Below are 25718 nucleotides of genomic sequence, written 5' to 3'. Positions count from 1 at the left end.
CCCTTTATTCCTGGCCTTTGAAGTATTTAAAGCCGTGTTCAGCGACCAGTTTGTCGCGTTTGGCTTCACTCAAGTCTTCACGCATCATTTCTTCTACCAGCTCATTGAAGGAGGTAGTAGGTTCCCAGCCCAGTTTGGCTTTGGCTTTGCTTGGGTCACCCAACAGCGTCTCAACTTCGGCAGGACGGAAATAACGTGGGTCGACGGCAACGATGCATTTGTTGGTTTCGACGTCGTAACCTTTCTCGTCTACGCCTTTGCCTTCCCAGCGAATCTTGATACCGGCTTCATTCGCTGCGACTTCAACAAATTCCCGCACGGAATGTTGTTCGCCGGTCGCGATCACGAAGTCTTCCGGTGTTTCCTGTTGCAGCATGAGCCATTGCATTTCCACGTAGTCACGGGCATGACCCCAGTCACGCAGGGCGTCCATGTTGCCGAGGTACAGGCAATCTTGCAGACCAACCTTGATACGTGCCAGGGCGCGGGTGATCTTGCGGGTTACGAAGGTTTCACCACGGATCGGGGATTCGTGGTTAAAGAGAATGCCGTTGCAGGCATACATGCCATAAGACTCGCGATAGTTCACGGTGATCCAGTAGGCATACATCTTGGCGACGGCATACGGGGAGCGTGGATAGAAAGGCGTGGTTTCTTTCTGAGGAATTTCCTGAACCAGACCGTACAGCTCGGAGGTGGATGCCTGATAGAACTTGGTCTTCTTTTCCAGCCCGGCGATGCGGATTGCTTCAAGGATGCGCAGGGTGCCCATGGCATCAGTGTCAGCAGTATATTCTGGTGACTCGAAGGAAACGGCAACGTGGCTTTGCGCCCCGAGGTTGTAGACTTCGTCCGGTTGTACTTCCTGCACGATGCGAATCAAGCTGCTCGAATCAGTCAGGTCACCGTAGTGCAGATTCAGATCATAGCCTTTCTTATGCGGGTCATGGTAGAGATGGTCAATACGATGAGTATTGAACAGGGAGGCGCGGCGTTTGATGCCGTGTACCGAATAACCTTTCTTGAGCAGGAACTCAGCAAGGTAAGCACCATCTTGACCAGTAATACCCGTAATCAACGCTACTTTCTTATCGCTCATTTTTTCACCAATTTGAATTAATCAATAGAACAGTAAATCTCGACCGGAGGGTCAGCTTGTTCGCTGCCCCTCCCCTTCCATCTGGAAGTGAGACTCGTTTTTTCATTCCATATGCTTACTGTTCAGCAATCCCTCAATTTCTTTGACTTTTAACGCCACCAACGCTGGATCTCTTCTGCTTTCCACATTCAATCTCAACAAAGGCTCGGTATTTGAACCTCGGAGATTGAATCGCCAGTCAGGAAAATCCAGACCTATTCCATCCGTTTGATCGAGGTGAGGCGCTTGAGGCATGTAGTGCTTCAACACTTCCTCCAGCGCCGCCGCTACATCGCTCACTCGATAGTTGATCTCACCACTGCATGGATAAGCGGCGATGCGCTCATCAACAAGCTGCGATAATTTCTTGCCCGAGACAGACATCAACGCCGTCACCAACAGCCAGGGAATCATGCCGCTATCACAGTAGGCAAAATCCCGGAAATAATGATGAGCGCTCATCTCGCCGCCGTAGATCGCATCCTCCAGACGCATGCATTCCTTTATGAAGGCGTGCCCGGTCTTGCATTGTACTGAAACACCCCCCGCCAATCGAACCTGGTCGATTGTGTTCCAGGTCAATCTCGGGTCATGGATGATCCTGGAGCCCGGGTTCTTCTTGAGCAGCATTTCTGCCAGCAGGCCCACCAGGTAATAGCCCTCGATGAAACGGCCGTCCTGGTCGAAAAAGAAGCAACGATCGAAATCACCATCCCAGGCCAAACCCAAATCGCAACCGTTATCCAGCAACGCTTGCCGTGTCAGGCTGCGGTTCTCTGGTAGCAGCGGATTAGGCACTCCGTTGGGAAAGTTGCCATCGGGCTCGACATTGATCATCACCCACTCGAATGGCAGCTTTGGAATCAAAGCCTGCAACACAGGGCCGGCCGCGCCATTGCCTGGGTCAGCAAGTATTTTCAGTGGCTTCAGGTCCGCAACATTGATGTAGGTAAGAAGGTGATCAATGTATCGGGTCTTATCCAGCTCGAATCGAACCTCCCCGAGGGTAGTGGCAATCGGTCCCAGATCACCGCTCTCCACCCGGTCACGTATGGCATTGAGCCCTGTATCACCGCTGATAGGTCGCGATTCGGACTTCACCAGCTTCATCCCGTTATAGCCCTTGGGATTGTGGCTCGCCGTGATCATCACGCCACCGTCCGCCTCAAAGGCACTGGTCGCGAAGTAGACTTCTTCGGTTCCGCACAAACCGATATCGATCACGTTTGCACCCGCATCGAGCAATCCGCGAGTCATAGCTTGCGCCAGCATGGGACTTTCAAGTCGCATATCCCGTCCCAGCACAATGTTCTTGCCCTGTAACTCGGCAACCATTGCCCGGCCTATACGGTACGCGACGTCTTCATTGAGATCGGAAGGCACTTGGCCACGAATGTCATAGGCTTTGAAACACTGGGTTTTGATAGGGGTGTTCATACCACTCTCTTGCTGAGGTATAGGCGATGAGAGGGCCAAACCGGACCTCCACGCATGCGTCAGGATGGAAATGTATCAGGCCTTGGCAAATTGCAAAAAAACCTGGTCGATGAATACCTCACCGACCCGGCTTGCGATGGCCTTACTTGTCGGTGCGACCGTAATTATCTTCGAAGCGCACGATATCGTCTTCGCCCAGATAGTCGCCACTTTGCACCTCAATGAGCACCAGGTCTATGACCCCTGGATTCATCAGGCGATGCTGATGACCAGCCCGGATAAAGGTGGACTCATTGGTGTGCAGCATCAGCTCCTGCTTGTCGTTGATGACCACGGCCGTGCCACTGACGACGATCCAGTGCTCACTTCGATGATGGTGCATCTGCAGGGACAAGGACGCCTTGGGTTTCACCACAATGCGCTTGATCTTGAATCGTTCGCCGTTTTCAAGGGTCGTGTAAGTTCCCCATGGGCGGTGCACAGTCCGATGCAGCAGGTGGGCCGTATGGCTGCTGGCCTTCAGCTGGCTAACAATATGCTTTACATCTTGAGCGTGGTTCTTGTGCGCGATCATCACCGCGTCGGGGGTATCGATGACCAACAAGTCTTCAACGCCAACCAGCGCCGTCAGACGACCATCGCTGCTCACGTAATTGTTACGCGATCCGTGAGAGAGCACCTCTCCTTCAAAGCGGTTGCCGTTCTCATCAGGTTCGGTCAACTCACTGACAGCATTCCACGAACCGATATCGCTCCAACCGATATCACATGGAATGGTGGCCACTTTGGAAGAGCGCTCCATCAACGCATAGTCGATGGAAATATCCGGCACCTCGGCGAACGCATCGGCATTGAGCGCGAGGCAGCGATACTTGGAAGATGAGGTGAGGCGTGATTGCTCGATGGTACTGCTGACCGCGGCCACGACGTCCGGTGCATGCTCGCGCAGTTCTTCGAGAACCGTGCCAACCCGGAAGCAGAACATACCGGAATTCCAGTAATAGTTGCCTGCGCTGACATAACCTTGAGCGGTGTCGAGGTCGGGTTTTTCGACAAAGCGGGCGACTTTCAGGCCTCCCTTCAATGGTGCATTCTTTTGCGCTTCGATGTAGCCGAACCCGGTTTCCGGGTACGTTGGCTGGATACCAAATGTGACCAACCATCCTTCGGAAGCCAACGCCATGGCATTTGCCACGGCTGCGGCAAACGCTTTTTCGTCCTGGATCAGATGGTCTGCGGCCAACACCAGCATCTGGGCATCAGGCCCATGGGTGGCCTCCAGTTGAAGCGCAGCGGCTGCGACGGCGGCAGCTGTATTACGACCAAAAGGTTCCAGAATGAACCCTTGAGCAAGTTTGGCATTATTGACCGCGCCGTACTCGTCTTCAGTCTTGAACAGGAGCTCGCGGTTGGTGACCGTCAGAATCTCCACAACACCTTCCAGGCGCGCTGCACGCAGGAAGGTTTTCTGGATGAGATTCTGACCATCCGGCAGTTCCATGAACGGCTTCGGATGCGCCTCCCGAGAAACCGGCCACAACCGGCTGCCCACTCCGCCAGACAAAATTACAGGAATCAGTTCCATGCTCTAAATCCTTAATCCCCTTCTGGCAGGTACGGCCAGCAAGCGGGGCTCAGTTATGTTTCCAGTCATTTCCTGCATCGTAATCAATGCAAAAAATTTTACTTGGAGTAAATGCAAAGGTGACAGCTCAATGTCGATCCACACCTATCGAGTCTTCCCGAACTCACATCCCTGATGTCCTGCTCCCCCCTTGATCGATCCCTCCCCTGCCCTAGCCTCCCCAGTGGTTACAGCTCGACATGGAGACCCCATCGAAGGGAAAGCAAGTCAATTGAGATCGAGATGCAATGCCGAATCAGGTCAGATATGCCTGCCGGCCATTCTACAGGGAGTATCGATAATTAATAACTCACGCGCCGACGAGAGACAAAAAATCATTTGAAAACAAATAAGAGCTTCAATTATGAGCCCTTGGACCAGGCACCTTCAGCAGCTTTTTCAAGTAATCCCCGTACGCCGTTTTTTCAAGACGATTTGCTTGAACTGACAGCTCTTCGCTGGAAATCCATCCACTGTTGTAGGCGATTTCCTCCAGGCAAGCCACCTTCAAGCCCTGGCGCTTTTCGATGGTATGCACGAAGTGGCTGGCCTCAAGCAGCGAATCGGGCGTTCCGGTATCAAGCCAGGCAAAACCGCGCCCGAGGATTTCAACCTTAAGCGCCTTCTGCCTGAGATAAGCGAGATTGACATCCGTTATTTCCAGCTCACCTCGCCCGGACGGTTTGATGCTCTTCGCGATCTCAACCACCTGATTGTCGTAGAAATACAGGCCAGTGACAGCGAAATTGGATTTTGGATTATCGGGTTTCTCTTCGATGCTTAAGGCTTGGCCATTCGCATCGAACTCCACAACCCCGAAACGCTCCGGATCAGACACGTGATAACCAAAAACAGTCGCCCCGTGCTCCTGCTTGCTAGCGGAGCGCAAGCTTTCCGAGAAGTAGTGACCATAGAAAATGTTATCGCCCAGAATCAGGCAGCATGGGTCTTTACCGATAAATGCCTCACCAATGATGAAGGCTTGTGCCAACCCATCAGGACTTGGCTGTTCCGCATAACTCAGCTCGATCCCGTAAAGACTGCCGTCCCCCAGCAGTTTACGAAAATTTGGTAGATCTACGGGCGTAGAAATGATCAGAATTTCACGTATGCCCGCGAGCATCAGCACCGACAGCGGATAGAAAATCATCGGCTTATCGTAGATTGGCAGCATCTGTTTGGACGTGCCCAAGGTCAACGGATGCAAACGCGTGCCCGAACCACCCGCGAGAATGATGCCCTTACGATTTATCACTGTCATTTGTTCAGAACTTCCCTGAGCATTCGGGTCACACCACTCTGCCAATCAGGCAAGTTGAGAGAAAAGTTGTCACGCAGCTTTTGCGTATCCAGACGCGAGTTCAGCGGGCGGCACGCAGGCGTCGGATATGCGCTGGTTTCGATGGGATTGATTGACGTGACTGCCAATGCCTCACCATTGGATCGGGCAAAATCGATTACATGGCTTGCATAGCCGTACCAGGACACTTCTCCACTGGCCGCAAGATGATACAAACCCGACAGCTCAGGACGCCACAGCACCTGCTGAATGGCCAACGCGGTAACATCGGCAATCAGGTCGGCCCCGGTTGGGGCACCGAACTGATCGGCGATAACGTTCAGAGACTCTCGCTCCCTCGCCAGGCGCAGCATGGTGAGCGCAAAGTTATTTCCGCGGGAGCTGTAAACCCAACTGGTGCGGAAAATCAGATGTTTGCATCCACTCGAGATAATCGCCCGCTCGCCAGCCAGCTTGCTGACTCCGTAGTGGTTCAACGGTGCGACTGCATCGGACTCTCGCCATGGCGTGGAGTTCCGACCATTGAAAACATAATCGGATGAGTAATAAACCAGCCAGACCCCCAATGACGCCGCCTCGTCAGCCAACACCTGACATGCCAGGCCATTCACACGACTGACCAATTCAGTGTCGGTTTCAGCTTTATCAACGGCCGTGTAAGCGGCAGCATTGACGATAACGTCTGGCTTCACTTGCCGGATCGTCGCGCGTAACGCAACCAGATCAGCCAGATCACCGCACAAGCCATCCACTGTGTGCCGATCAAGGGAAATCAGATGACCAAGGGGCGCGAGAGAGCGCTGCAACTCCCAGCCCACCTGCCCGTTTTTCCCCAACAAGAGGATTTTCATACCTTACTCAATCGATCGGCGTAGTTTTGATCGATCCACTGCTGGTAGCTACCACTCTTCACATGAGCAACCCACTCAGCATTGTCGAGGTACCACCTGACAGTCTTGCGAAGTCCGGATTCGAAGGTTTCCTCGGGAACCCAACCCAATTCGCGCTGCACCTTACCGGCATCGATCGCATAACGGTGGTCGTGACCAGGACGGTCTTGAACGTGAGTGATCAGACTGGAATGAGGTCGATGCAAGGAGCCTGGACAGAGTTCATCGAGCAACGCGCAAATTGCACGCACCACTTCAATGTTTTGCTTTTCATTGTGACCACCAATGTTATAGGTCTGCCCCACCACACCTTGGGTTACAACCTTATAAAGCGCCCGAGCATGATCCTCGACGTAGAGCCAGTCCCGAACCTGCTTGCCATCACCGTATACCGGCAGGGGCTTGCCTTCCAGCGCGTTGAGAATGATCAAAGGAATGAGCTTCTCGGGGAAGTGACAAGGACCGTAATTGTTTGAGCAGTTGGTGATCAACGTCGGCAAACCATAGGTACGACCCCAGGCGCGAACGAGGTGATCGGAACTGGCCTTGCTGGCGGAATAGGGAGAGCTTGGCTGGTATGGAGTGGTTTCGGTGAAGAGGTCTTCCGGACCTTCGAGGTCTCCGTAAACTTCGTCCGTCGAAATATGGTGGAAGCGAAAGGTGGCTTTGCGAGTGTCATCCAGCGCCGCCCAATAGTGACGTGCTGCCTCCAGTAGGGTGTAGGTACCTACGATATTGGTCTGAATGAATTCAGCCGGTCCGGAGATCGAGCGGTCGACATGAGACTCTGCGGCCAAATGCATGATGGTATCTGGCTGGTACTGACGCAGAATGCGATCCATCTGCTCACGATCGCAGATATCGATTCGCTCGAAAACATAGCGCGGGTTTTGGCTGGCCTCAGCCAAGGATTCAAGGTTACCGGCGTAAGTCAGTTTATCGACGTTGACCACGGAGTCGCCAGTGTCGGAAATGATATGGCGAATGAGCGCCGAACCAATAAAGCCCGCGCCGCCAGTAACTAGAATTTTCACGCGAATCCACACCCTTAAGTTACTGATTGCATCGCCAATCTGACGCGCAGAACCTTTCACGCCGCTATTGAGCGGCATCTATGGCTTCGTGTCGGCTCGGTAATTGGATATGGGCTAGCAGTGACACGCATTCAATCAAGCAAGACGCCTGCGTGAAGCTCTCGATGCACGCCCCAAAAGCCAGCCAATAACCGGCCCGATCACCATGCCGATCAACAGCGCAAGCACCATGACCAACGAAATAGGTAGTTGCGGCCCAGCCCAACCAAGGAACAGTAATGTAACCGATTGCTGATTCTCAAGAACGAACGCGAGGATCGCCAAAACCAGCAACAGGACAAACACTGCAAGCAACACACGCTTGAGGTTACGCATCAGCAGCTCCTTGAATGGCGACGACTGTCAAAGCCCTTCCTCCTCGTCCTCGTTCACACGATCACGCAATTCTTTGCCTGGCTTGAAATGTGGGACGAACTTGCCGTCGAGACTGACGGACTGACCGGTTTTCGGGTTGCGACCTACCCGCGGCGCGCGGTAGTGCAGGGAGAAGCTGCCAAACCCACGGATCTCGATGCGATCACCCGTAGCCAGGCACTGGGACATTTGCTCAAGCATGGTCTTGATGGCCAGCTCCACATCCTTTGATGAGAGTAGCCCTTGATGGGTGACAATTCGTTCGATCAACTCCGACTTCGTCATATTTTTCCCTTCTTTTTCAAGCAGCTAGGAAAATCGCTTCAAAGGTTTTAGCATGCCGTGGCGAATTTGAACAGCCCGAGTTTTGACATCCCCACCCCCCTCGCACCGTGCTTGTTTTTCAGAGCATCGAAACGACCTCTCCCATCACGTGCTCACCTGCAAATAACCAGCATCGTGCGTGTCAGGAAGCCCGCCGGATTGAAGCCAAAGGGGAAAACATCCTCTTCCTTAGCGTCATCAGACCTTGCCACCACCTTGTATCCTGACGCCTTGCACTCCCTGGCAGCTCGCTTACGACACTTCTCCCATCCAGATCCCAATCCCGAACAATCGATCTCAATACCACTGACCCCACGCACCGCGTGAGTCTTGGCGTTAGTGGTACAGCCTGTCAGTGCCAGCATCGCTATTACGACAATGAGCTTGTTCATTCACTACCTTATGCCAGGCGCGCCACCCGACTATCATTCACTTCAGGCTATAGACTAGCTACAAATAAGCGATTGATCCGACTAAAAAAACAGACATCCATTCACGAGAATTGGTTTCCTTCCTTCCCGACAGTTTTGTAGTTTTTACCGAGTTCTGAGGGGCTACTCCTAAAATAGATTCACACCTGTTTAACCAAAACGCCCGATGCACAGCATCGGGCGTTTTGTACTCCAGGGCCGGGTATGGACGCTCACAGTTGTAGATCGCTACCCGCTCATCCACCATTTTCTTCGTTCAATATCCCGCCGACCTGTTCTGCCAAGGCGCCTTTATAGCAGCCATAACCGTCCGGCTGAGAGCACCTGATACAATATTTCTCGTGCAGCGCCTGGTGCACCCACGAGCAAAACTAGCTACCTCTATCCTAGTGATGTACCAGCGGCCGCTCGGCTTAACGCGGCAGATCAGAAGTGGATCTGGCAAAAGCGACATTGCCAATGGCAATTGCCCTTGTACAAACTTTCCGCCTCGGGAGCTTATCCCGGTGAAAAAAACGCCCGCATAAAGCGGGCATAATGTTTATACTAAAAATGGTGATATAAAATCCGCTTCAAGATTTTATCTTTCGAACAGCCTCTATCAAACGCCAACCCTTAGATGAAACCACGTCATTATAAAGACTGGATACTTTACCGAGGTGCTCGGTAAGAACTTCAATCTCTTTCCGCAGCTTATGATTTTCCAAGGTGAGATCAGCATTTATTGAATTCTGCAGTACCGCATCCTGCGACTCTACAACTGGAGCGTTTACTACTTCGCGCATTACTTGGACCGGCGCGCTTTCAAAGTGAGCGGCCCGAAAGGAGAACAGGGAAATAGACTCCTTCCGTATGAAGAAAGCATTCACATGTGAAGATATGTCATAAATATAACCGAGATCTGAGAGCTTGCGACGTATTTCTATGAAGTCCAGATGCCCAATTTCGATGCAGAAAACATCAGGCAGAATCTCGCAGCCATACATGCCATCTATAACAGACAGTTCGTGACCTTCAACATCTAAAACAAGAAGATCCACATGGGATATATTGTTACGCCTAATAAATTCAGGCCACGTCAAAAGATCCACTTCAACATGAACAAATTTACAACCTGATTGTTCCAGTATCGAAAAATGCTTTTCAGTGTGCGCGAGCGACCCATTTGTACAGTCAACACCAAAATCTGGATGATCTACGGCTGTAAAGGTTGCAGTGCCAATCTTATCTGAAAGTGCAAAATTAAGATTTGTAGATTCCGGGCGATTTTTGCACAAATTCTCATAAACCCAGGGCACGGGCTCAACATTATAACCTTTCCAACCCATAGTCTCTTCAAAAAACTTGCAAGAGTTCTCAGTTAATCCATCGAACGCCCCACATTCGACGAAGACCCCTTTTATTCCTTCATCTTTGAAATATCTTTCGAAAATGAACTTGTCGACTTGCGGCTCAAATTGCCCATAAAATTTATGCATTCGCGAATCCAGCACCAAGGGTATGCAAGACTAGAGATACTATCCCAACCACGCAAAAAATGGTATGCCATCCGACGTATGCGCCCTGGCATTGATCCACGCTGTTGGGTGTACTCAGCCACCTGTACAAGAATCGGCCTTGAAAATTTTATACACCGCCTATCACTTGAACGAATTCTCCTTGCCATCGTTCAGATGACCGCGAATCATACCCAAGACTTGCTCTGGCCAGCCACGACTCTCGAGAACCTCACACCACAGCAGACGCACGAGCGTTTTCTAGCGTTCAGCTCGCACCTTACCAAGAGCAAAAGCCAATACACCTATATGGCCTGTTTAGCAGGGGAATGCTCGTACTCTAATGATTTTGACAAACGCTTTCCTATAACTTGAGTTGGCTTTTCAACAAAAATATGAATTATCCACGACAACAGCACGACAGACGAAAAAACTATAACGATTGATATCCACGCCTTAATACCAAGATCAAGCAGTATCCGAAGCGCAACATATCCAGCAACGCCATGAATGACGTATAGCGGATAACTAATATTGGCGAAAAAATCTACAAACTTACCACCAACAAACTTTTCCCTATTTGAGTACGAAACCAAAAATAGAAGAAGCGCAATACCATAGCTCCACGCAACAGAAAAATTGCTAACGAGTGGCGTCGAACTCCACTGAAACAAAAAAAGCATCATATAAAGAACTACAAACCCAAAGCACGCCTCTGGCTTAATCTCATTTTTAAACATGAAATGAATAGCCGTACCAATGAACATGTATATTATAAATTGACCAAAAAACCCGATAGCTGTTACAGCCACAGCAAGAGATGGGCTAATCTGCGCGATAGGGGTATAGTAAGCAGCGCAAAGCATACTAAAAGCAAACATCAACATTGGCGACAATAGAAATATAAATATATTTTTTCGAGCAAGAAAGTAAGCCACCGCAACAAAAACATAAAACTTCATTTCAATTTCTAGCGTCCAAATAATACTATCAATATTCCTTGAACCGAGAACATCTCGCAATCCTGCCGAAAAATGAATCAACACTTCCATTAACGAAATATTAAAATACGTCTTAAAATATGTCGTAGAAATAAACAACATAAAAAGCGTCAGAGAAAACCCAACAATGTACGTAGGATAAATCCTCATCACACGATTAAAGAGAAAACCCGAAACGCTTGCTTTTCTCATCGAGAACGGTATTACAAAACCACTAATCAGAAAGAACAACGCCACCCCAAACCCACCCAAGCTTATTACAGGCAGTGACGCAACCAGACGCACATAGCTAGGAGTAGCAAACTGATCTAAAGGAAGTTCCGGAGATATAGTGAGATGAGAAACAGCAGCCCTACTTGTCCAAAAAGCACCAAGATAGTGCGAAATCACCACAACTAAAGCCGCAAGACCTCTGAGTGTATTCGCGAATTCAACTCTATTACTATTATTCATCCGAATCTCAATACAATACGAATTTCGCGGCATTCTCGCATATTTGATGCTCGACAACAAACAAAACAGACTGTACAGGGTCGCCATGAGCGACGAGAAGGATTCGTTTGAGTCAAATTATTCTGCTGAGTATCGATGGATTTCCACCCAATGTGATCTGGGCTTACCTAATCAAAATTGCCCTCCCCCTTCACTCCACAGAGAACGCCAAGCTGGAAGCCATTGCCTACTCGCCCCCTCAAACTGTATACATACCGGTCAAAACTCAACTAGAAAAACATGTGAAACATATAGACCACCAGTCGGGAAAATTCATCTTTTATCAGAAGCACTGTGCAAGTTCATTTGCGAAATAATTACATTAGACAGGACAGTACACTACGAAACTCCAACAAAATTGATAAACACAACTTCTGACCAAATAAAACTCAATCACAGCCGAAAGATAATAAACCAGAGCTTGAGAAATATTAAATACATACCCCCCTCCGATCACGGCTTCATTCATCAACAAGTCATGACACTTACTGCAAGCAATGCCACAACTTATACCTCTCCACAAGCACCAACTTCGAATTGGTCGCCAACCTTTGCCGGAGCGACATTAAACTAGTTCGGTTTTCAAATCACTTCCAACACCCATGCACCGCATCGGACGCTTGCATTCCAGGGACAGGCCTGAATGCTCGCAATTGTAGATCTACTACCGAGTCATTCACCCTTTTGTTCGCCCACACCACGTCTTGTAGTAACCGGTGCAGAAGTTTCGTCCTCAATGCCCGCTGAACGGCTCTGCCATTGCGCTTTGGTAGCAGCCTTGACCATCTGTCATTGAATGACCGGTCGCACTTCGCATGTAATGCCTGGTAAACCTCCAAGCGAATTTGGCTGCCTCTATCCAAACGAAGTATCAGCGGCCGCTCGGTATAACGCTTACTCACTACTCGGAATAACTCATACGCTACCGACTCAGTGCGCAAGCTCTCATGGACGTGACAACCCACGATCTTTCGCGAAAAAGTATCCATCACGGATTCAGATAAACCACACCCACCTGAGTACATAGTGATATTAGCTACTCAGTCTTGCTCAGGACTACTTGAAGCGACTTGCTCACGACCTGTTTTGAGTAGGTTCAAGCGGCGTCGGAAGCGATGATGGCTGTTGGCCGTCTTGTGATAGGCCCGTTTGCAGGCTACCCATAAACACCTTTCCCGAAAAATCGAAAACAGACAATCTCGACCCACCCTGCAGTTGCAGTTGCAGTTGCAGTTGCAGTTGCAGTTGCAGTTGAGGCAGGCGATGCAGCAAATATGCAGCCTCCTAGCGCCCATCGTCTACTTTCCGATCCTGAACCTGACGAGCAGCGTAGGAGCGGTTGAGTCTGTAGTTAGCCTGTCGGCTTATCCCGATAAACTGCCAAGCCCTACCGATATTCAGGCTTTGGATTCGTTTTTGAGAAAGGACTCGCCAGGACGCTCTTTCCGACAGAGAGACCGTAATCATTTTTCAAGATATCCACGACCGCCTCGAAAAGCACACCTTCTGACCGGACAGAGCCAACTGTTCTTTAAGCACTTTGATGCGTTGCTCGGGCGTCGACGGCCTGTTTTTCACAGACACAAAAAAGGGCGACCGAAGTCGCCCTTTTTTACAGAAAGTCAGAACTTAGTTCTGTTTTTCCGCTTGTGCAGCACGCAGCAGGTCACCCAGAGTGGTGGCTACTGGAGCATCCGTAGCTACTGGCTTGTCGCGCAGGCTTTGGATGGCTTCTTTCTCGTCTTCAACGTCTTTCGACTTGATCGAGAGCTGGATTACACGGCTCTTGCGGTCAACGCTGATGATCTTGGCTTCTACTTCTTCGCCTTCTTTCAGAACGTTACGAGCGTCTTCAACGCGGTCACGGCTGATTTCGGAGGCTTTCAGAGTTGCTTCGATATCGTCGGCCAGAGTGATGATGGCGCCTTTGGCGTCAACTTCTTTCACAGTGCCTTTAACGATGGCGCCTTTGTCGTTAACCGAGACGTACTCGGAGAACGGATCGCTTTCCAGTTGCTTGATACCCAGGGAGATGCGCTCGCGCTCTGGGTCAACCGACAGGATAACGGTGTCCAGCTCGTCGCCCTTCTTGAAGCGGCGTACGGCTTCTTCGCCCACTTCGTTCCAGGAGATGTCGGACAGGTGAACCAGACCGTCGATTCCGCCGTCCAGACCAATGAAGATACCGAAATCGGTGATCGACTTGATGGTGCCGGAGATCTTGTCGCCCTTGTTGAACTGGCCAGAGAAGTCTTCCCATGGGTTCGACTTGCACTGCTTGATGCCCAGGGAGATACGACGACGCTCTTCGTCGATGTCCAGAACCATAACTTCCACTTCGTCGCCGACTTGTACGACTTTCGAAGGGTGGATGTTCTTGTTGGTCCAGTCCATTTCGGAAACGTGTACCAGGCCTTCAACGCCTTCTTCCAGCTCAGCGAAGCAGCCGTAGTCGGTCAGGTTGGTTACACGAGCGGTAACGCGAGTGCTTTCTGGGTAACGGGCTTTGATAGCAACCCATGGATCTTCGCCCAGTTGCTTCAGGCCCAGGGAAACACGATTGCGCTCGCGATCGTACTTCAGAACCTTGACATCGATCTCGTCGCCAACGTTGACGATTTCGGAAGGATGCTTGATACGCTTCCAAGCCATGTCGGTAATGTGCAGCAGGCCATCGACGCCACCCAGATCGACGAATGCGCCGTAATCGGTGAGGTTCTTGACGATACCTTTGACTTGTTGGCCTTCCTGCAGGGATTCCAGCAGAGCTTCGCGCTCGGCGGAGTTCTCGGCTTCCAGGACGCTACGACGGGAAACGACAACGTTGTTGCGCTTCTGGTCGAGCTTGATGACCTTGAATTCCAGCTCTTTGCCTTCCAGGTGCGTGGTGTCGCGCACTGGACGGACGTCAACCAGAGAACCTGGCAGGAACGCACGGATGCCGTTAACGTCGACAGTGAAGCCGCCTTTAACCTTACCGTTGATAACGCCCTTGACCACTTCTTCGGCTGCGAAGGCTGCTTCCAGAACGATCCAGCATTCAGCGCGCTTGGCTTTTTCACGGGACAGCTTGGTTTCACCGAAACCGTCTTCAACCGAGTCCAGAGCAACGTGAACTTCGTCACCGACGTTGATGTTCAGTTCGCCAGCGTCGTTGTAGAACTGCTCCAGCGGGATCAGTGCTTCGGACTTCAGGCCAGCGTGAACGGTTACCCAGCGAGCTTGGTAATCGATATCAACGATAACACCGGTGATGATGGAGCCTGCCTGAAGGTTCAGGGTCTTTAGGCTTTCTTCAAAGAGTTCCGCAAAGCTTTCGCTCATTTTAATTCCTGTTGATGAGGGCGAAGAATACGCCCATCTCCACATCCCAGACGATGTGGGTTAGTTTCATTTAAAAGAAGCGCCGCAGGACTATGACTGGTCCCCCGCGGCCCTCTTGGTCACCCGGCGATATCGCGAATGGCGATCTCGCTCATGATGCGTTCCAGCACCTGATCGATGGATAATTCCGTGGAATCCAGCTGTATGGCGTCAGCCGCCGGCTTGAGCGGGGCTACCGCTCGCTGGGTGTCACGCTCATCGCGTGCACGTATCTCATCTAGCAGACTCGACAGACTAACACCATCGACTTTGCCCTTCAACTGCAAGTATCGACGGCGCGCACGCTCCTCGGCACTGGCGGTGAGGAAAATCTTCAGCGGCGCATCCGGAAAAACCACCGTACCCATGTCACGGCCATCGGCAACCAGGCCCGGTGCTTCCTGAAAGGCGCGCTGGCGCTGGAGCAGCGCTTCACGTACCGCCGGCAATGCAGCCACCTGGGAGGCTCCGGAGCCGACGCTTTCGGTACGAATCACGTCGCTGACTTCATCGCCTTCCAGAATGATGCGCTGCAGCTGACCGTCGGTCGCCGCAATGAACTGCACATCCAGATGAGCGGCAAGTTTTTTCAACAGCTCTTCATTGGTCAGGTCGACGCCGTGGTTATGCGCGGCGAACGCCAGCAACCGGTAAAGTGCACCGGAATCCAGCAAGTTCCAGCCCAGGCGCTTGGCCAGTATCCCGGCGACAGTGCCTTTTCCGGAGCCGCTTGGCCCATCAATAGTGATGACCGGTGCAATGCTGATCACGACTGAGCCTCTTGTGCCACGCGAATGCCGGTTTGTGCACACAGCGCCAGGAAGTTGGGGAACGACGTCGCAACGTTGGCGCAATCATGGATGCGGATCGGCGCAGTGGCACGCAGCGAGGCAACGCTGAACGCCATGGCAATCCGGTGATCGCCGTGACCGTGCACTTCGCCACCACCGATCGAACCACCATCGATAATGATCCCGTCCGGAGTCGGCTCGCATTTGACGCCCAGCGCCAGCAAACCATCGGCCATGACCTGAATACGGTCCGATTCCTTGACGCGCAATTCCTCGGCGCCACGCAGCACGGTGCGCCCTTCAGCGCAGGCAGCAGCCACGAACAGCACCGGGAATTCGTCGATAGCCAGCGGAACCAGCTCTTCCGGAATCTCGATACCTTTGAGTTTAGCTGCACGTACACGCAGGTCAGCCACTGGCTCGCCGCCAACTTCACGCTGGTTTTCCAGGGTGATGTCAGCGCCCATCAGACGCAGGATGTCGATCACCCCGGTACGGGTCGGGTTGATACCGACATGCTCGAGCACCAGCTCCGAACCCTCGGCAATAGATGCTGCCACCAGGAAGAACGCCGACGACGAGATGTCGCCCGGTACTTCAATGTGGGTCGCAGTCAGCTTGTTGCCGGACTCGACCGATGCGGTTGCGCCGTTGACCGTGACCGGGTAGCCAAAGCCGCGCAGCATGCGCTCGGTATGGTCACGGGTCGGTGCAGGTTCGGTGACGGTGGTCTTGCCATCGGCGTACAGACCCGCCAGCAGCAGGCAGGACTTCACCTGGGCACTGGCCATCGGCATGGTGTAGGTCAGGCCCTTGAGCTTGTTGCCACCACGAATGGTCATCGGTGGACGGCCATCAGCGGCGGTCTCGATCACGGCACCCATTTCACGCAGCGGATTGGCTACGCGATTCATCGGGCGCTTGGACAGCGAAGCGTCGCCGGTCAGGGTGCTGTCGAAGCTCTGCGCGGCCAACAGACCGGACAGCAGACGCATCGAAGTACCGGAGTTGCCCAGATAGATCGGACCCGGCGCAGGCTTCAGGCCATGCAGGCCGACGCCGTGAATGGTCACGCGACCGTGGTGCGGACCTTCGATCACGACACCCATGTCACGGAAAGCCTGAAGTGTCGCCAGGGCATCTTCGCCCTCGAGGAAACCTTCCACTTCAGTGACGCCCTCGGCCAGGGAGCCAAGCATGATCGAACGGTGGGAAATCGATTTGTCACCTGGTACGCGAATCCGACCGGACAGGCGGCCACCAGGTTGAGCCAGGAAAATCAGATCGTTGGAATTCATAGCGTCCACATAGGCCCTGCGGGCCAGGATTTTACTGAAATGCTCGCGGGCAACCCGGGCGCGAGTGAAAACGCCCAATAATTGGTGCCCATCCCCTGCATCGACCGCGTCGCGCAAGGCGTCGAGGTCGCTGCGAAATGTATCGAGTGTGCGCAGGACAGCTTCGCGGTTAGCGAGGAAGATGTCGTGCCACATCACCGGGTCGCTTCCGGCGATTCTTGTGAAATCGCGAAAACCGCCCGCAGCGTAACGGAAGATCTCAAGGTTTTCATTGCGCTTGGCCAACGAATCGACCAGGCCGAACGCCAGCAAGTGCGGCAAATGACTGGTAGCAGCCAATACTTCATCGTGGCGCTCGACCTGCATGTGCTCGACATCGGCGCCCAATTCGCGCCACAAGCGGTCGACCACGGCCAAGGCTTCTGGATCGGTCTGATCCAGCGGCGTCAGAATCACTTTATGGCGGCGGAACAACTCGGCATTGGAGGCTTCCACCCCGCTCTGTTCGGAGCCGGCAATCGGATGGCCCGGCACGAAACGCGACGGCATGCCGCCGAACGCTTCGGTAGCGGCACGCACGACATTGCCCTTGGCACTGCCGACGTCGGTCAGTATGGCTGCGCCCAGATCCATGCCCGCCAGTCGAGCGAGCAGTTTTTCCATGGCGAGGATCGGTACGGCCAACTGAATGACGTCCGCCCCCTGACAAGCCATTGTCAGGTCGTCTTCACAGCGATCCACCACGCCCAACTCAACCGCGAGCTTGCGCGACTGAGGGTCGAGATCGACCCCGACCACTTCGCGGCACAGGCCACTTTCACGCAAGCCCTTGGCAAACGACCCACCGATCAAACCCAGACCGACCACCACCAGGCGACCGATCATAGGTTCAGCAGATTGCAGCGCAGTGACATCAACCACGAGCCAGAACCTTGGTCAGCGCCTCGAGGAAGCGGCTGTTTTCCGCCGGCAACCCAATGGTGATGCGCAAGTGATTCGGCAGGCCATAGTTGGCCACCGGGCGTACGATGACGCCTTCGCGCAGCAGGCCCTGGAACACAGGGGCCGCTTCACGCCCGACATCAACGCAGATGAAGTTGCCCTTGGAAGGAATCCAGCTCAGCCCCAGCTCGCGGAACCCTGCTTCCAGTTGCTGCATACCGGCTTCGTTCAGGCGACGGCCTTCGGCCAGGTATTCGGCGTCTTGCAAGGCCGCGCAGGCAGCGGCCAGGGCCAGGCTGTTGACGTTGAAGGGCTGACGCACACGATTCAGGACGTCGGCGACCACAGCGGTGGACAAACCGTAACCGACCCGCAGCGCTGCCAGGCCATAGGCCTTGGAGAACGTCCGCGAAACCAGCAGGTTCGGGTAGGCCGCGAGGAAATCCAGACCGTCCGGCAAGTCGCTGCCCTCGGCGTACTCAATGTACGCCTCGTCCAGCACCACCAGCACATGCTCCGGCACGTCCTGCAGGAATTCGTCCAGCGCCTCGGTATCGAACCAGGTGCCGGTAGGATTATTCGGGTTGGCGATGAAAACCACGCGGGTATTGGCGTCAATCGCCGCCAGCATGGCTGGCAAATCATGCCCCCAATTTTTGGCCGGGATCACCTTGGCCTGGGCGCCGACGGCCTGGGTCACGATCGGGTAGACCGCAAACGCGTGCTCGCTGAACACTGCATTGAGGCCTGGCGCCAGATAGGCACGGGCGACCAACTCAAGAATGTCATTGGAGCCGTTGCCCAATGTCACCTGATTCAGCTCGACGCGGCACTGGTCAGCCAACAATGTCTTCAGCGCAAAACCGTTGCCGTCCGGATAGCGGGTCAGCTCGGCCAGCTCTTCACGGATGGCAGCCAGGGCCTTGGGGCTCGCGCCCAGCGGGTTTTCGTTGCTTGCCAGTTTGACGATGCTGGCCGGATCGATGTTCAGTTCACGCGCCAACTCGTCCACAGGCTTGCCCGGAACGTAAGGAGAAAGTTGTTGCACGCCCGGCTGTGCCAGAGCGAGGAAATTGCCACTCATTTGCTACCGCCCTTAGAGAACTGCTTTCGGGTAGGAACCCAGCACCTTCAGTGCTACTGCTTCCTGACTGATCTTTTCCAGCACACCTTTTACCAGCGGATCGCGGTGGTGGCCGACAAAGTCGATGAAGAACACGTAGGTCCATTTACCGCTGCGCGACGGACGGGTCTCGATTCGCGTCAGGTCAATGCCGTTGTCATGGAATGGCACCAGCAACTCGTGAAGCGCACCTGGCTTGTTGCTCATGGAAACGATGATCGAGGTCTTGTCGTCGCCGGTCGGCGGCACTTCCTGGTTGCCGATCATGAGGAAACGCGTGGAGTTATCCGGACGGTCCTCGATTTTCTCAGCCAGGCGGGTCAAGCCGTACAGGCCGGCCGCCATGTCGCCGGCAATCGCCGCCGAGTTCCACTCACCCTTGACCCGCTTGGCCGCTTCGGCGTTGCTGGACACCGCCACGCGCTCGACATTCGGATAATGGGCGTCCAGCCACTTGCGGCACTGAGCCAGGGACTGGGCATGGGAGTAGATACGACTGATGCTGTCGGTCTTGGTATTTTCACCGACCAACAGGTGATGGTGGATGCGCAGCTCGACTTCGCCGCAGATCACCATGTCATGCTCGAGGAAACTGTCGAGAGTATGGTTGACCGCGCCTTCGGTGGAGTTTTCCACTGGAACCACACCGAAGTTCACCGCACCGGCCGCCACTTCGCGGAACACTTCGTCGATCGCCGCCATCGGCTTGCTGATCACGGCGTGACCGAAATGCTTCATCGCAGCGGCTTGAGTGAAGGTGCCTTCAGGGCCGAGGTACGCCACTTTCAGCGGCTGCTCGAGCGCCAGGCACGACGACATGATTTCGCGGAACAACCGCGCCATCTCTTCGTTGCCCAGCGGCCCCTGATTGCGCTCCATGACACGCTTGAGCACCTGAGCTTCGCGCTCAGGACGATAGAACACCGGCACTTCGCCTTCGGCCAGCGAGGCCATCTTTACTCGCGCGACTTCCTGGGCGCAGCGCGCACGCTCACTGATCAGCTCCAGGACCTTCTCGTCCAGGGCATCAATGCGCAGGCGCAGTGCCTTGAGTTCTTGCTCAGACATTAGCCGTGTTCCTTCTCGAACTCTGCCATGTACGCCACCAGCGCGTTGATCGCGTTGATGTCGACGGCGTTATAGATGGAGGCGCGCATGCCGCCCACGGAGCGGTGGCCCTTGAGGTTCAACAGGCCGCGCTCGTCGGCACCCGCCAGGAACGGCTTGTCCAGACGGTCGTCCGCCAGGCGGAACGGAACGTTCATCCACGAGCGGTCCGACTTGTTGATCGGGTTGCTGTAGAGGCCGCTGGCATCGATGAAGTCATACAGCGTGCGCTGCTTCACTTCGTTGAGCTTGCCGATGGCTTCGACGCCACCCTGCTCCTTCAGCCACTCGAACACCAGACCGGACAGGTACCAGGCCAGGGTCGGCGGGGTGTTGTACATCGAGCCGTTATCGGCCGCGACCTTATAGTCGAGCATGGTCGGGCAGAAAGAACGGGCGTGACCCAACAGGTCTTCGCGCACGATGTTGACCACGATGCCGCTCGGGCCGATGTTTTTCTGGGCGCCGGCGTAGATCATGCCGAAGCGCGAGACATCCATCGGACGCGAGAGAATGTCCGAAGACATGTCGGCGACCAGAGGAACATCGCCGGTTTCCGGAACCCACTGGAACTCCAGGCCACCGATGGTTTCGTTCGGTGCGTAGTGAACGTAGGCAGCGTCCTTGGACAGCTTCCACTCGTTCTGGCCGGGAATGGCGAAATAATCGTAAGGCTTGGCGGTAGCGGCTACGTTGACGCGGCCGAAGCGCGAGGCTTCTTCGATGGCTTTCTGCGACCAGATACCGGTGTCGATATAGTCGGCAGTGCCGTTTTCCGGCAACAGGTTCAGAGGAATCTGAGCAAATTGCTGGCTGGCGCCACCTTGCAGAAACAGGACTTTATAGTTCGAGGGGATATTCAGCAGATCACGCAGATCCTGCTCGGCCTTGGTGGCAATGGACACGAACTCATCGCTGCGATGGCTCATTTCCATGACCGACAGGCCCTTGCCGTGCCAATCAAGGAGTTCACCCTGGGCGCGCTGCAGGACAGCTTCGGGAAGCGCCGCAGGACCGGCACAGAAGTTATAGGCTCTCTTGCTCACATCCAATCTCGCTCTGATTTGGTAGTAACACGCGATAAATCACAATATCAATCGACACAGGATTCCTGCCGAAGCAGGCAACCTGTGGGAGCGAGCCTGCTCGCGAATGCATCACCGCGGTGCTTCAGAGGTACCGCGGCGCCTGCTTCGCGAGCAGGCTCGCTCCCACAGGGGATTTTCATGGGCGTCGATATTTCCGTTCGGACAAACAACAAGGGGGCGAATTTTCATCCGCCCCCTCATGTCCACTTACTCTTGTGGCTCTTCGTCAGCAGCGGCGTCGAGTTGCTGGTCTTCTGCGGCGTCGTCGATCACGACCTCACCGACGAACCCTGCACCCTCTTCACCTTCAAAACCTTCACCTTCGAGCTCTTCACCCTCGACTTCCGAAGGCTCCTGAACCCGCTCGAGGCCAACCAGGGTTTCATCCTTGGCCAGTTTGATCAGGGTCACGCCCTGGGTGTTACGACCCAGGCTGGAGACTTCGTCGACACGGGTGCGCACCAAGGTGCCCTGGTCGGAAATCAGCATGATTTCCTCACCGTCGAGCACCTGGACCGCGCCGACCAGACGGCCGTTACGCTCGTTGCTGACCATGGCGATAACGCCCTGACCGCCACGCTTGTACTCTGGGAACTCGGTGATCGCCGTGCGCTTGCCGTAGCCACGCTCGGAAGCGGTGAGGATCTGGCTGCCTTCTTCCGGGATCAGCATGGAAATCAGCTTCTGGCCTTCCGGCAGACGCATGCCGCGCACACCACGAGCGGTACGGCCCATCGCACGAACGTCGGATTCCTTGAAGCGAGTCACCTTGCCGCCATCGGAGAACAGCATGACTTCACGTTCGCCATCAGTGATCGCAGCGGAAATCAGCACGTCACCTTCGTCCAGCTCCAGCGCGATCAGACCAACGCTGCGCTGACGGCTGAAGGATTCCAGCGGGGTCTTCTTCACGGTGCCGTTGGCGGTCGCCATGAAGATGTAGTGACCTTCGGTGTACTCCTCGACCGGCAGCATGGTGGTGATGTATTCACCGTCATCCAGTGGCAGCAGGTTGACCAGTGGGCGACCACGGGCAGCGCGGGATGCTTCAGGGATTTCGTAGGTTTTCAGCCAGTACACCTTGCCCTTGCTGGAGAACAGCAGCAGCGTGGTGTGGCTGTTGGCAACCAGCAGGTGAGCGATGTAATCCTCATCCTTGACGCCGGTAGCCGACTTGCCTTTACCGCCACGACGCTGGGCCTGGTACGCAGCCAGCGGCTGGGTCTTGGCATAGCCGCCGTGGGAGATGGTCACGACGCGCTCTTCTTCCGGGATCATGTCACCCAGGGTCAGGTCGAGGCGGGCATCGAGGATTTCAGTGCGGCGCACGTCGCCGTATTCGGCGCGAATCACTTCCAGCTCTTCGCGGATCACTTCCATCAGGCGCGTGGCGCTGTTGAGGATGCGGATCAGCTCGCCGATCTGGTTGAGGATCTCTTGATACTCGGCCAGCAGCTTTTCGTGCTCCAGACCGGTCAGACGGTGCAGACGCAGTTCCAGAATCGCTTGCGCCTGTTCTGGCGACAGGAAGTACTTGCCGTCGCGCAGGCCGTATTGCGGATCGAGGTTTTCCGGACGGCACGAATCGGCGCCGGCACGCTCGACCATCGCCACCACCGCGGAGGACTCCCAAGGGGTGCTGACCAGCGCTTCCTTGGCTTCCGACGGGGTTGGCGAGGCCTTGATCAGGGCAATGACCGGATCGATATTCGACAGGGCAACCGCTTGACCTTCCAGGATGTGACCGCGCTCACGCGCCTTGCGCAGTTCGAACACGGTACGACGGGTCACGACTTCGCGACGGTGACGGACGAACGCTTCCAGCAGGTCCTTAAGGTTCAGGATCCGCGGACGGCCGTCGATCAGCGCGACGATGTTGATACCGAACACCGCTTGCAACTGGGTCTGGGCATAGAGGTTGTTGAGGATGACCTCCGGCACTTCGCCACGACGCAGCTCGATCACGACGCGCATACCGTCCTTGTCGGACTCGTCGCGCAGTTCAGTGATGCCTTCGAGTTTCTTCTCTTTTACCAGCTCGGCGATCTTCTCGATCAGACGCGCCTTGTTCAACTGGTAAGGGAGTTCGGTGATGACGATCTGCTGACGGCCACCGACCTTGTCGATATCTTCGATGATCGAGCGGGCGCGCATGTAAATGCGGCCACGACCGGTGCGGTAGGCTTCGATGATGCCGGCGCGACCGTTGATGATCGCGGCGGTCGGGAAGTCCGGACCGGGGATGTATTGCATCAGTTCATCGACGGTCAGCTCGGGATTGTCGATGAGCGCCAGGCAACCGTCGATGACTTCACCGAGGTTGTGCGGCGGAATGTTGGTCGCCATGCCCACGGCGATACCGCTGGAACCGTTGACCAGCAGGTTGGGGATACGGGTCGGCATGACCGCCGGGATCATCTCGGTGCCGTCGTAGTTCGGCACCCAGTCCACGGTTTCCTTGTGCAGGTCAGCCAGCAGTTCGTGCGCCAGCTTGGTCATGCGCACTTCGGTGTATCGCATGGCCGCGGCGTTGTCGCCGTCCACCGAACCGAAGTTGCCCTGGCCGTCTACCAGCAGGTAGCGCAGCGAGAACGGCTGCGCCATCCGAACGATGGTGTCGTACACCGCGGTATCACCGTGCGGGTGATACTTACCGATCACGTCACCGACAACACGGGCAGATTTCTTGTACGGCTTGTTGAAGTCGTTACCCAGCTCGCTCATCGCGAACAGCACGCGCCGGTGCACGGGCTTCAAGCCATCGCGCGCATCCGGCAGTGCCCGCCCGACAATTACGCTCATCGCGTAGTCGAGGTAGGACTGCTTCAGCTCGTCTTCGATATTGACCGGGAGGATTTCTTTGGCCAGTTCGCCCATGAGAAGCCTGATTCCTTTTTCTGGTGAAACTTCGTCACATCCATATGGGACGAACGAAGCTCGCCGCTGCAGGCTGAGTGCCATGCACCGACTTACGACAAATCAACGAGTTATGCCATGGATCTGCGCAGTAAAGGTTGCCCTGCCGGGCAACTCTGGAAACCGCCGGATGTTATCACAAGAGCCGCCACGCACCTATCCCCCAGATGCGCATGGAGTGTAGTTAGTTGACTGATGGCAGGCTGATAGGGGATCAGAGGGGCTTAGAGCCGGATTGAATGTAGAAACCAGGTCTGATTCGGGCTGATTTGCTGATTTTAAGGGCCTCTTCGCGAGCAGGCTCGCTCCCACAGGGGGCCTCGTTGTGCCGACTACTGTAGTCACACCTCGATTACTGTGGGAGCGAGCCTGCTCGCGAAGGCGATATTTCAGACGCGAGAAACCGTCAATGCAGACGCTTGCGGCACATCAACTGCGCCATCTTCGCTGTATCCGGCCGCTCGACGATGCCTTTTTCGGTGACGATGGCATCGATCAGGTCCGCGGGCGTCACGTCGAACACAGGATTGAACGCATCGACTTCAGCCCCGACCCGCTTGCCGCCGACCTCCAGCAACTCACGGCCATCACGCTCTTCAATCGGAATGTCGTCGCCGCTGGCCAGGTTCATGTCGATGGTCGAACTCGGTGCCACCACCATGAAACGCACGCCGTGGTGCATGGCGTTGACCGCCAATTGATAAGTGCCGATCTTGTTCGCCACGTCGCCATTGGCGGTAATCCGGTCCGCACCCACGATCACCCAGGTAATACCCTTGGTTTTCATGATGTGGGCGGCGGCGGAGTCGGCATTGAGGGTCACCGGGATGCCTTCGTTGGCCAGTTCCCAGGCCGTCAGCCGCGAGCCCTGCAGCCATGGACGGGTTTCGTCGGCGTAGACACGCTCGACCATGCCTTCGATGAACGCCCCGCGAATCACCCCCAGTGCCGTACCGAAGCCACCGGTGGCCAGCGCGCCCGTATTGCAATGGGTCAGGATCGCCTGAGCATTACCCTGATGCTTGCGGATCAGATCGACGCCCAGTTGCGCCATGGTGAGGTTGGCTTCGCGATCACTTTCGTGAATAGCGATCGCTTCAGCCTCCAGCGCTGCCAGCGGATCGGCATTGTCTTTCAAGCGATCCAGCCGATCGTGCATGCGACCCAGGGCCCAGAACAGATTGACCGCGGTTGGGCGGGAATCGGCAAGCAGCATGAAATCCTCTTCCAGCGCCGCGTACCAGTCGCCCCCTTCAGCAATCCGGGTACGGGCTGCCAGTACGATGCCATAGGCGGCACTGATACCAATCGCCGGCGCACCGCGTACCACCATCGAACGAATGGCCTCAGCCACACCAGCGGCGCTGGTATAGGCAATCCAGGTTTCCTCGAACGGCAAAATACGCTGATCCAGCAGGTACAGGGCGCCATCACGCCAATCGATGGCCTTCACTTTCTCCGCAGCCAACAGTCGATCGCGCATCCCACACCCCGCACTCATGAACAAAA

19 protein-coding genes and 1 pseudogene are annotated in these 25718 nt (G+C 54.8%); all 20 read right to left on the bottom strand.

What is annotated here, in order from left to right; genetic code table 11:
- Window positions 1–4: 4 nt before the first annotated feature.
- Window positions 5–1099 (bottom strand): GDP-mannose 4,6-dehydratase, encoded by a 1095-nt coding sequence (gmd, locus tag BJ917_RS15470; RefSeq protein ID WP_096512807.1) that lies wholly within the window; start codon window positions 1097–1099, stop codon window positions 5–7.
- A 102-nt stretch (window positions 1100–1201) separates the two neighbouring features.
- The gene (locus tag BJ917_RS15465) at window positions 1202–2575 is read right to left on the bottom strand and encodes a phosphomannomutase (protein ID WP_096512808.1); all 1374 of its coding nucleotides are present in this window, start codon (window positions 2573–2575) and stop codon (window positions 1202–1204) included.
- A 142-nt stretch (window positions 2576–2717) separates the two neighbouring features.
- Complete coding sequence (locus BJ917_RS15460; RefSeq protein ID WP_096512809.1) at window positions 2718–4160, bottom strand: mannose-1-phosphate guanylyltransferase/mannose-6-phosphate isomerase; 1443 nt, start codon at window positions 4158–4160, stop codon at window positions 2718–2720.
- Between the two features lie 397 nt (window positions 4161–4557).
- Window positions 4558–5460, bottom strand: a complete 903-nt coding sequence (gene rfbA / locus BJ917_RS15455) for a glucose-1-phosphate thymidylyltransferase RfbA (protein ID WP_096512810.1) — start codon at window positions 5458–5460, stop codon at window positions 4558–4560.
- The gene (gene rfbD / locus BJ917_RS15450; RefSeq protein ID WP_121103768.1) at window positions 5457–6350 is read right to left on the bottom strand and encodes a dTDP-4-dehydrorhamnose reductase; all 894 of its coding nucleotides are present in this window, start codon (window positions 6348–6350) and stop codon (window positions 5457–5459) included. Before rfbD ends, rfbA begins: the two co-directional genes overlap by 4 nt.
- A complete protein-coding gene (rfbB, locus tag BJ917_RS15445; protein WP_177435593.1) occupies window positions 6347–7423 on the bottom strand; it encodes a dTDP-glucose 4,6-dehydratase in 1077 nt (358 codons plus the stop codon). The genes rfbD and rfbB overlap by 4 nt, the downstream gene beginning before the upstream one ends.
- A gap of 135 nt (window positions 7424–7558) precedes the next feature.
- The gene (locus BJ917_RS15440) at window positions 7559–7798 is read right to left on the bottom strand and encodes a LapA family protein (RefSeq protein ID WP_121103766.1); all 240 of its coding nucleotides are present in this window, start codon (window positions 7796–7798) and stop codon (window positions 7559–7561) included.
- Window positions 7799–7825: 27 nt separating this feature from the next.
- The gene (gene ihfB / locus BJ917_RS15435) at window positions 7826–8122 is read right to left on the bottom strand and encodes an integration host factor subunit beta (protein ID WP_003369729.1); all 297 of its coding nucleotides are present in this window, start codon (window positions 8120–8122) and stop codon (window positions 7826–7828) included.
- 152 nt (window positions 8123–8274) lie between these two features.
- Entirely contained in the window at window positions 8275–8553 is a 279-nt protein-coding gene (locus BJ917_RS15430) for a hypothetical protein (protein WP_096512814.1), read from the bottom strand.
- Between the two features lie 196 nt (window positions 8554–8749).
- Window positions 8750–8963: pseudogene (locus tag BJ917_RS32335) on the bottom strand (IS3 family transposase); the annotation flags it as partial.
- Between the two features lie 201 nt (window positions 8964–9164).
- A complete protein-coding gene (locus tag BJ917_RS15425) occupies window positions 9165–10070 on the bottom strand; it encodes an FkbM family methyltransferase (RefSeq protein ID WP_121103765.1) in 906 nt (301 codons plus the stop codon).
- Window positions 10071–10393: 323 nt separating this feature from the next.
- Complete coding sequence (locus tag BJ917_RS15420; protein WP_158602485.1) at window positions 10394–11542, bottom strand: acyltransferase; 1149 nt, start codon at window positions 11540–11542, stop codon at window positions 10394–10396.
- 1668 nt (window positions 11543–13210) lie between these two features.
- Window positions 13211–14905 carry a 30S ribosomal protein S1 gene (rpsA, locus tag BJ917_RS15410; protein ID WP_096512815.1) on the bottom strand — a complete coding sequence of 565 codons (1695 nt, stop codon included), beginning with the start codon at window positions 14903–14905 and terminating at the stop codon, window positions 13211–13213.
- 119 nt (window positions 14906–15024) lie between these two features.
- Window positions 15025–15714, bottom strand: a complete 690-nt coding sequence (gene cmk, locus BJ917_RS15405; protein WP_007939921.1) for a (d)CMP kinase — start codon at window positions 15712–15714, stop codon at window positions 15025–15027.
- The gene (locus tag BJ917_RS15400; protein ID WP_254007538.1) at window positions 15711–17918 is read right to left on the bottom strand and encodes a bifunctional prephenate dehydrogenase/3-phosphoshikimate 1-carboxyvinyltransferase; all 2208 of its coding nucleotides are present in this window, start codon (window positions 17916–17918) and stop codon (window positions 15711–15713) included. Before BJ917_RS15400 ends, cmk begins: the two co-directional genes overlap by 4 nt.
- Window positions 17919–17946: 28 nt before the next feature.
- Window positions 17947–19059 carry a histidinol-phosphate transaminase gene (hisC, locus tag BJ917_RS15395; RefSeq protein WP_096512817.1) on the bottom strand — a complete coding sequence of 371 codons (1113 nt, stop codon included), beginning with the start codon at window positions 19057–19059 and terminating at the stop codon, window positions 17947–17949.
- A 12-nt stretch (window positions 19060–19071) separates the two neighbouring features.
- Window positions 19072–20166 carry a prephenate dehydratase gene (pheA, locus tag BJ917_RS15390; protein ID WP_007939916.1) on the bottom strand — a complete coding sequence of 365 codons (1095 nt, stop codon included), beginning with the start codon at window positions 20164–20166 and terminating at the stop codon, window positions 19072–19074.
- The gene (gene serC, locus BJ917_RS15385) at window positions 20166–21251 is read right to left on the bottom strand and encodes a 3-phosphoserine/phosphohydroxythreonine transaminase (protein WP_096515522.1); all 1086 of its coding nucleotides are present in this window, start codon (window positions 21249–21251) and stop codon (window positions 20166–20168) included. Before serC ends, pheA begins: the two co-directional genes overlap by 1 nt.
- A 249-nt stretch (window positions 21252–21500) precedes the next feature.
- Window positions 21501–24170: a DNA gyrase subunit A gene (gene gyrA / locus BJ917_RS15380; protein WP_096512818.1), complete on the bottom strand. Its 2670-nt coding sequence runs from the start codon at window positions 24168–24170 to the stop codon at window positions 21501–21503.
- Window positions 24171–24615: 445 nt separating this feature from the next.
- A complete protein-coding gene (gene mtnA / locus BJ917_RS15375; protein ID WP_096512819.1) occupies window positions 24616–25692 on the bottom strand; it encodes an S-methyl-5-thioribose-1-phosphate isomerase in 1077 nt (358 codons plus the stop codon).
- Window positions 25693–25718 lie beyond the last annotated feature (26 nt).

The sequence above is a fragment of the Pseudomonas sp. WPR_5_2 genome (assembly GCF_003634475.1).
Taxonomy (GTDB): domain Bacteria; phylum Pseudomonadota; class Gammaproteobacteria; order Pseudomonadales; family Pseudomonadaceae; genus Aquipseudomonas; species Aquipseudomonas izuensis.
The sequence above is the reverse complement of the archived record's forward strand: the minus strand, read 5'-3'. Positions and strand labels throughout refer to the sequence as shown.